The 7,934-nt window shown below is 65.6% G+C and carries 6 protein-coding genes, 1 pseudogene and 1 riboswitch; of the genes and pseudogenes, 4 read left to right on the plus strand and 3 right to left on the minus strand.

Annotation, left to right across the window (positions count from 1 at the left end):
- Positions 1-75: 75 nt before the first annotated feature.
- Positions 76-1,221 carry an IS110 family transposase gene (locus K288_RS0141450; protein WP_027584650.1) on the plus strand — a complete coding sequence of 382 codons (1,146 nt, stop codon included), beginning with the start codon at positions 76-78 and terminating at the stop codon, positions 1,219-1,221.
- 518 nt (positions 1,222-1,739) lie between these two features.
- Here K288_RS0141450 and K288_RS54435 read toward each other — a convergent pair.
- A complete protein-coding gene (locus K288_RS54435; protein WP_201449811.1) occupies positions 1,740-1,901 on the minus strand; it encodes a hypothetical protein in 162 nt (53 codons plus the stop codon).
- 65 nt (positions 1,902-1,966) lie between these two features.
- On the minus strand, positions 1,967-4,231 hold the full coding sequence (locus K288_RS0141460; protein ID WP_027584651.1) for a TonB-dependent receptor: 2,265 nt from the start codon (positions 4,229-4,231) through the stop codon (positions 1,967-1,969).
- Positions 4,232-4,342: 111 nt separating this feature from the next.
- Positions 4,343-4,540, minus strand: a riboswitch (cobalamin riboswitch).
- A 113-nt stretch (positions 4,541-4,653) separates the two neighbouring features.
- Here K288_RS0141460 and K288_RS0141465 point away from each other — a divergent pair.
- The 3 genes from K288_RS0141465 to K288_RS0141475 all read left to right on the plus strand — a co-directional run bounded on the left by K288_RS0141465 (position 4,654) and on the right by K288_RS0141475 (position 7,519).
- A complete protein-coding gene (locus K288_RS0141465) occupies positions 4,654-5,697 on the plus strand; it encodes an iron ABC transporter permease (protein WP_201449812.1) in 1,044 nt (347 codons plus the stop codon).
- Complete coding sequence (locus tag K288_RS0141470) at positions 5,694-6,467, plus strand: ABC transporter ATP-binding protein (RefSeq protein ID WP_027584653.1); 774 nt, start codon at positions 5,694-5,696, stop codon at positions 6,465-6,467. Before K288_RS0141465 ends, K288_RS0141470 begins: the two co-directional genes overlap by 4 nt.
- A gap of 374 nt (positions 6,468-6,841) precedes the next feature.
- Positions 6,842-7,519 (plus strand): DUF938 domain-containing protein, encoded by a 678-nt coding sequence (locus tag K288_RS0141475; protein ID WP_027584654.1) that lies wholly within the window; start codon positions 6,842-6,844, stop codon positions 7,517-7,519.
- A gap of 224 nt (positions 7,520-7,743) precedes the next feature.
- Here K288_RS0141475 and K288_RS51620 read toward each other — a convergent pair.
- Positions 7,744-7,934 (minus strand): annotated as a pseudogene (locus K288_RS51620) (IS701 family transposase); the annotation flags it as partial.

The following is a 7,934-nucleotide window of genomic DNA, read 5'->3' on the forward strand; positions in this document are numbered from 1 at the left end:
GTAGATTCCATGGGGCGGTGAGCGTGGCCTTTCCGATAGGTTTGGGTTTCCACACTCGAACCCTCGGAGAGTCAGATGCAAGCATCGACCGTAGACACGCCCACCACCGGCCATAATGGCACAATTTTCGTTGCGATCGAACTCAGTCAGAAGACGTGGCTGGTGACGCTGCACAGCCCGGATCGGGATCGGATGTCGCGCCACAAGCTCGAGGGCGGCGCTCATGTGGGGCTGCTGGAGTTGATTGAGAAGGTCCGCAGCCGGGCGGCGGAGAAGCTCGGATCGGTGCCGCGTGTGGTGAGCTGCTACGAGGCCGGCTACGATGGCTTCTGGCTGCACCGGCTGCTGGAGGCCGCCGGGATTTTGAACTTCGTGTTCGACCCGGCGAGCATCGCGGTGGAGCAGCGATCGCGGCGGACCAAGACGGACCGGATCGACGGGGAGCTTCTGCTGCGGACGTTGATGGCCTATTTGCGCGGTGAGCCGCGGGTGGTGCGGATCGTGCGGGTGCCGAGTGTGACGCAGGAAGACGCCAGGCGCGCCAGCCGCGAACGCGATCGGCTGGTCAAGGAACAGACGGCCCACACCAACCGGATCAAGGCGCTGCTGCGGCTGAGGGGGATGGCGGCCGGCAATCCGCGGCGGCGGGACTGGCTGAGCTGGCTCGCACGGCAGCGCGACTGGCAGGGGCAGCCGCTGCCGCCGCAGCTGCTGGCCGAAGTGACGCGCGAGCACGCGCGGCTGATGCTGATGCGTGACCAGCTTGCGGCGCTGGAAGAGGCACAGGCTCAGGCCCTCGCCGTTCCTGCGCAGACGGCCGAGCGGCAAGATCTGCTGCAGCGGCTTAAAGCCCTCGGCCCGGCCTTCACTGCGACGCTGACCAACGAGGTATTCTACAAGGACTTCCGCAACCGGCGCGAGGTCGCCGCTTATTGCGGATTGACGCCCAGTCCCTGGCAGAGCGGCGGCATCGATCGCGAGCAGGGCATCAGCAAGGCAGGCAATCCGCGCGCCCGCCTCAAGGCGATCGAACTGGCCTGGCTGTGGCTGCGGCATCAGGCGGACAGCGGGCTCAGCCGCTGGTTCCACACCCGCACCGAAAACGCCGGCAAGCGGGCCAGGCGCATCGCCATCGTGGCACTGGCGCGCAAGCTGATCGTGGCGCTATGGCGCTACCTCACCACCGGACTTGTGCCTGCGGGAGCGACGATGAAGGCATAGAACCGAACCACCGCACCGCTGCGCGTCGCCGCAGTCCGCGCGGGATGGATGATGACCGTGCCACCCATGGGCCGAACAAACAGCCGTTTTGTAGATGGGTCTCATCCTCAGGGCTTCCTCGCCGCAAGCATGCGGAATGTGGGTCCGGACCACACCAGTCCGACCGGATATGAGGTGATGCAGTGAGCTGCAGAAATCTTCGGAAGCCAATCCTCGCCCGCAACACGGTCGGCGCGCTGCGCTACGCATGGCTCCGCGCGCCGCCCTCGCACCGTGCCAACCTCACTCAAGCCAATCGAAAGGCCTTGACTCATAAATCCCCATATGAGGGTGGGCAAAGCGCAGCGTGCCCACCATTTCACGGCGGTGCAAGGCAAGGTGGGCACGCTTCGCTTTGCCCACCGTACAATTCTGGGTAACGCTCTCACCCCGTCATTGCGAGCCCCGCGAAGCAATCCACGTCTCCACAAGCGGCGCGATGGATTGCTTCGCTTGCGCCCGCAATGACGGGAGGCGTCTCACAACGGCTCGTCGTCCGGGCCGTAGCGGTCGCGCTTCGGCGTGGCGATGTCGCCGTCCTCGTAGTCGTCGTCCTCGTCGTGGCGCGCAGGTGAAGGCGGCGGCTTTGGCTTGCCGCCTTCCTCTTTCGGAGGTTGGTTTCTCTTCCCGATCCAGCCCATATCGATCTCCCGCCATCACGACATAATGGCTGATTCGCGCGGAACAAGCCGGCCCGCGCGTGGCCTCAGAACGTCGCGCCGGCCTTCACCAGGAAAGTGCGTCCTGGCAGCGGGTAGGCGTTGAAGCGGCCTGGCGTGAAGTTCGAGGCGATGGCGTAGTCGTAATAGAGCGCATTGAGCAGGTTGTTGACGCTGACCGACCAGAAGAAATGCTCATAGGCCCCGCTGAGCTTGAGGTCGATGGTCGCATCGCCCGGAATGCCGGTCTGGGTATTGGCCTGGTCGTTGTCCATGACGCGCGAGCTCCAGGCGCGCAGCGTGGCATCGAGGACGAGATAGTTGTCCCAGATATTCCAGGTCGCGCCGAGATTGCCCGTCGTGCGCGACACCAGCGGCACATCGTTGCCGGCAAACTGCCCTTCGCGAAACACCGCGCGCGTGTAAGCCATCCCGCCGCGGAGCGTGACGGTATCGCTGACGCGCAGCGAGGCCTGCGTCTCGGAGCCATAGCGCCGGGTTGGATCGAGGTTGACGTTGTAGAACAGCACCGGATTGAAATGGATCTCGTTCTCGAGGTCCATGGTGTAGATGCTGGTCTGCACCTGGAAGCGGTTGGTCCTGATGCGGACGCCGGCCTCGGCGTCATGCGAGGTCTGGGTCTTCAACTGGAAATTCTGCGGCAGCGGGTTGAAGTCCGCATCGAACGCGGGACCGGTCGAGACGCGCTCGTCGACGTCTGGCGTGCGGAACGCGTGGGCGGCGCGGGCGAACACCGAGAATATTTCGGTGAAGCGATGCTCGACGCCGACATGCAGCGCGTAGTTGGTCTCGCTCTGGTCGAGCGGCGTCGCCTGCGCGTCGAAGGCGAACGGCGCGTTCGGATCGTAGCGGTCGCGCGCGCTGAGCCAGGTGTTCTGCACCCGCGCGCCGTAGGAGAAATCGGTGGTGGGCAGCAGGCCGACGGTGTGCATCCAATAGCCGGCGAGCGATTGCTGCGACAGGTCGTAGGTATGGATCGGCGGCACGCCCCGGAACGCGCCGCGCTGCTGGCGGAAGGTCGCGTCGTAGTAGTCGATGCCGGTCAGGATCGACGAGGGGATCCCGAAAATCGAATTGTTGATGCTGAGCCGCGGCGTGATCGACCAGGTCTGCAGCGCGGCGTCATTGAAGGTTGACGCGAAGCTCGGCAGCGGCGAGGTGCCGAAGAATCCGCTTTGCGTATCTCTCTGGCGGTAGCCGCCATCGACGATCAGGTCGACGCCGTTCAGGAGTGTCTTGGTGAAGCCAGCCGTCGCGCTCGCGCCCTGCTGGTTGCCGTAGTCGAACGGCGTGCTGGTGCCCCTGCGATCGGTGACGAGCTGATTGACCCCGATCGAAGGATCAACCAGCCTGCCGCCGGGAAAGCCCAGCTTCTGGTCGTCGCCGGTCACCGTCAGGAATGCTTTGAGGTCCGGCGTCGTGTAGTTGAGATTGCCGACGCCGTTGCGCTGGTCGAGCGCATTGTTCACGCGGTAGCCGTCGAACTTGATGCCGTTGCCGTAGAACGACGCCGACCATGGCCCGGAATTCACCGCGGTCGAGATCGCGGCCATGCGCTGGTTGAAGGAGCCGTAGCCCGCCTCGCCGCGGACCGAGACCGGCGGGCCGCCGACGCCGGTCTTGGTGACGATGTTGATCACACCGCCGATCGCATTGTCGCCGTAGAGCACGGCGCCGCTGTTGCCGCGGGTGATCTCGATGCGCTCGATCGAATCGAGCGGGATGGTCGAGAGATCGACCTGCGCCATGTCGATATCGTTGAGCCGCCGTCCGTTGAGCAGGAACAGCGTGTTGGCGGTGGCGAACGCGCCGAAGCCGCGCAGATCGACTGCGGTCTTGGCGCCATTCACGCCGCCATAGAGCGATTGAAGCTGTACGCCCGGCGCCTGCGCGATGATGTCCGCCAAAACGTGTGAAGGCGAATGCGCGATGTCGTTGGCGGTGATCACCGTCGACGACGCCCCGACGATGCCGGCGAACTGCGGGCTGCCGCCGCTGCCACCGGATGACGTTCCAGCACCAGCGGCGGCGCCGGGGCTCGCATCGCCGGCCGGCTGTGCGTTGGCAGGCGCCTGACCCGGCGCGGGACGCCGCAGGCCGGGCGTGCCGTCGGATGCAGGCCTGGCGCGGGTGCGGTTCTGGTCGACCGGAGCGCTGACCTCGACCGGCGGCAATGGCTCGGAAGGCGCCTGCTGCGCCCGAGCGGTGGAAGCGCACAAGACGGGCGCCAGCATGCTCGACGCGAGCAGGAGCGCCCCGCGTCGCTTGGTGGGTACAATAACGGAAAACATTGGCGAGACCTCGGTATGACGTCAGTGGCACGTCACAGCGAACCAAGGCTCACCATCGCGTCTTGCGCTTCAGGTGAAGCTAATGTCTGTACTCCCCGACCGACATCGTCGCGTGTGACCACGTACGACGGCAGGTCTCCTGGCTCGCGGGTCGTTACCCTTCGTCGCCTTCCCAGGACCGAGATTCCCAGTGGCATATGACGAAGGATTCACCGCATACAGTTGCGGGGGCAGCCGCGGCTTGAGGGAAGTTTCCCCGTACCGCATTCCCTTTTGATCCCGAAAGGAACCGTCGCAGCCATCTAGGATTTCAGCGACGCCTGAGTCAATCCCGGCGAAACTGCGGCGTCCCATCGCCAATTCGCATTTTTGTTCTGGTGTCGCTTGTCTGCCACCGAATTCGCTGCAAGAAGCAGGGCGCGATGAGTGCACAGGATTTCACGATGGCGGCCGGTCTCGCCGCGCGACGACGGTTGGGGGCGACCGTTGCGATGGTCGCCTTGGTTGCCTTGCTGATGCTGATCTCGCTCGGCACCGGTCCGGTGCGGCTGTCGCCGCTGACGGTGATCGAGGCGCTGTTCGGTGGCGGCAGCGATGTATCGCAGGTGATCGTGCGCGAGATCCGCCTGCCGCGCACCATCCTGGCGTTCGCCATCGGCGCCATCCTCGGCCTGTCAGGCGCAGCGCTGCAAGGCCTTTTGCGCAATCCCTTAGCCTCGCCCTCGCTGTTCGGCGCGCCGCAATCGGCGGCGTTCGGCGCGGTGCTGGTGATCGCGCTGGGGCTGGCCGATGTCCGCTCCTACGCGCTGCCGGTCGCCGCCATCATCGCCGCCTTCGGCTCGGTCTTCGTGTTGCTCGCGATCGCAGGCCGCAATGCGGGGCTGTTGATCCTGATCCTCGCCGGGCTTGCGATCTCGAGCCTGGCGGGCGCTGCGACCGCGCTGGTGATGAACCTCGCCGGCAATCCGTTCCTGGTGCTGGAGATCGCGTTCTGGCTGCTTGGCTCGCTGGAGGATCGCAGCTTCCAGCATGTCGCGATGGCGCTGCCCTTCATCGTTGCCGGTGCGGCCATCCTGCTTTCGCAAGCCAGCGCCTTCCGCGCGCTCACGCTTGGCGAAGAGACCGCACAAAGTCTCGGCGTCGACGTCGGCCGCCTGCGGCTGTTCGTGATCGCAGGCGTTGCGCTCGGCGTCGGCGGCGCGGTGGCGGTCACCGGGACCATCGGCTTCATCGGCCTGGTCGCGCCGCATCTGATGCGGCCCGTCATCGGCCACGACCCGGCTCGGCTGCTGGTGCCGAGCGCGCTCGCGGGCTCGGCGCTGTTGCTCGCGGCCGATATCGCGGTCCGCATCATCCCGTCGACCTCGGACATCAAGGTCGGCGTCCTGACCTCGATCATCGGCGTGCCGTTCTTCCTCTATCTCATCATGCGCGAACGCCGCGCGCTCGGCGGAGGCGTCGCATGACGGCGCTATCAGCAGAACATCTCAACGTCGCGCTCGCGGGCCGCCGCGTGCTCAGCGACGTGTCGCTGCAACTCGCCTCAGGCCATCTCGTCGCCCTGGTCGGTCCGAACGGCGCCGGCAAGACCACGCTGCTGCGCGCGCTCGCCGGCCTCATTCCCTCCGATGGTGTCATCAAGGTCAATGGCGAGGCGCTCGCCTTGCTGCCGCTGCGCGAGCGGGCCAAGCGCTTCGGCTATCTTCCGCAAGGGCACATGGTGCATTGGCCGCTGCCGGCGCGCGACATCGTCGCGCTCGGCCGCTATCCGCATGGCGCAACCGATCCGGCGCGGCTGTCCCCGCGCGATATCGAGGCGGTGGTGCGGGCGATGCAGGCAGCCGACGTCATGGAGTTCGCCGAGCGGCGCGTCACCGAGCTTTCCGGCGGCGAGCGCAGCCGCGTCGCGCTCGCGCGCGTGTTCGCGGTGGAGGCGCCGATCATCCTGGCGGACGAACCGACCGCCTCGCTCGATCCGCGCCACCAGATCGACGTCATGAAGGGACTGCGCACTGCTGCCGATCAGGGCGTGCTGGTGATCGTGGTGACGCACGATCTCGGCCTTGCCGCACGTTTTGCCGACCATGCGCTGGTGCTGGCGCAGGGCCGCCTCGCATCGCAGGGTGCGCCGGCGGACGCGCTGTCGGAATCGGTCATGGCCGATGTGTTCCGCGTCAGCGCCTTCCGCGCCGAGCATCAGCGCGAGACGGTGATCGTGCCTTGGGCGGAGATCTGATGCGCCGGCTCGCTGGAGGCGATCGAGCAGCCGAGGCCAGGATTTCATCCTGGTCGCAATGACGGGGTTGTAGCCCGGATGAAGCGAAGCGCAATCCGGGATTCATGTCACTTGCTCCACTGTGCCCCGGATTGCGCTTCGCTTCATCCGGGCTACGGACTCCGTCCAGGTATGTGGCGCAATGGATTCCAGGCGAGCACCCTCGGCATCCTGGAATGACGAGCGGAGCAATGACTGCCGCCTGGATTACGCTTCGGGCTACGGACGTAGCCGTTTTGACGAAGGCGTGCGCAAATCGCGCATTGCGATGGCGCGAACGGAATAGCAGGATCGCTACGGTGTTGCGCTTTGTGCGACAGGAACCGGAGAGCATCGTGCCAGAGTTTGTGGTTGAATTCGGCAAGGACGGCGGGCGGGTCGAGGCCGACGGCCGGCTCGATGCAGCCGCCTTTCATCGCAACCATCAGGCGATCTGGGCAGTGCTGGAAAAATTTCTCGCAGGCAAATCCGGCGACGTGCTGGAGGCCGGCAGCGGCACCGGCCAGCATGTCGTGTATTTCGCGGAGCGGACCCCTGACATCATTTGGTGGCCGAGCGACCTCAACGACGCCCATCTGAAGAGCATCGCGGCCTGGCGCGCGCATTCCGGGCTTCCGAACATCCGTCCGCCGCTGAGGATCGATCTCTCCGATCCGGCTTGGCCTGGTGCTGCGCCCGAGGGCGGCGAGCTGCCAAAGCTGCTCGCGGTGTTTTGCGCCAACGTGATCCACATCGCGCCATGGCGCGTCGCCGAGGGCCTGTTCGAAGGCGCCGCGCGTCGCCTGCGCGACGATGGCCGGCTGTTCCTCTATGGCCCCTTCAAGCGCCACGGCAAGCACACCGCGCTCAGCAACGCCGTGTTCGACACGTCCTTGCGCAACCAGGATCCCGACTGGGGCGTGCGGGACATCACCGATCTCGAGAAGCTGGCAGCGCGCTTCGGCCTGTCACTGGGCGAGACCTTCGAGATGCCCGCGAACAACATGATCGTGGAATTTCGTGGGGCGGATTAGCGACTTGTCCGCCGTAGCTCCATGAGCGAAGGCGGAAGCGTAATCCGCCGCTCATCCACGAGAAAAGATGGTGGGTTACGCTACGCTAATCTTACTGCGTCATGGGTTTTCTTCGTCCCTTTGAAGCAGCGACGCCGCCGCAACAAGGACATCGCGGTAAGGTTTTGATGAGCGCCTGGATCAGGCGCATGCGCATGGTTGCGATCGAGTTTGGGATGTGGCGCTCAGGCCGCGCGGGCGGAGCCTCTGGGTCGATAATTGTCGGGTAAGGGAGGTACCTGGACCGGCGCGGCGGAACGAGGTCGTGAGGGGGGAATCGTCGCCCGTTCGGCGATCAGAAAGCCGTAAGCTGCGATGCACAGGGTTGCGTGATGATGGAAGCCACGCCAACCGCGTCCTTCGTAGTGACCGAGCC

It is taken from the genome of Bradyrhizobium sp. Ai1a-2 (assembly GCF_000426245.1).
In the GTDB taxonomy this organism is placed as follows: domain Bacteria; phylum Pseudomonadota; class Alphaproteobacteria; order Rhizobiales; family Xanthobacteraceae; genus Bradyrhizobium.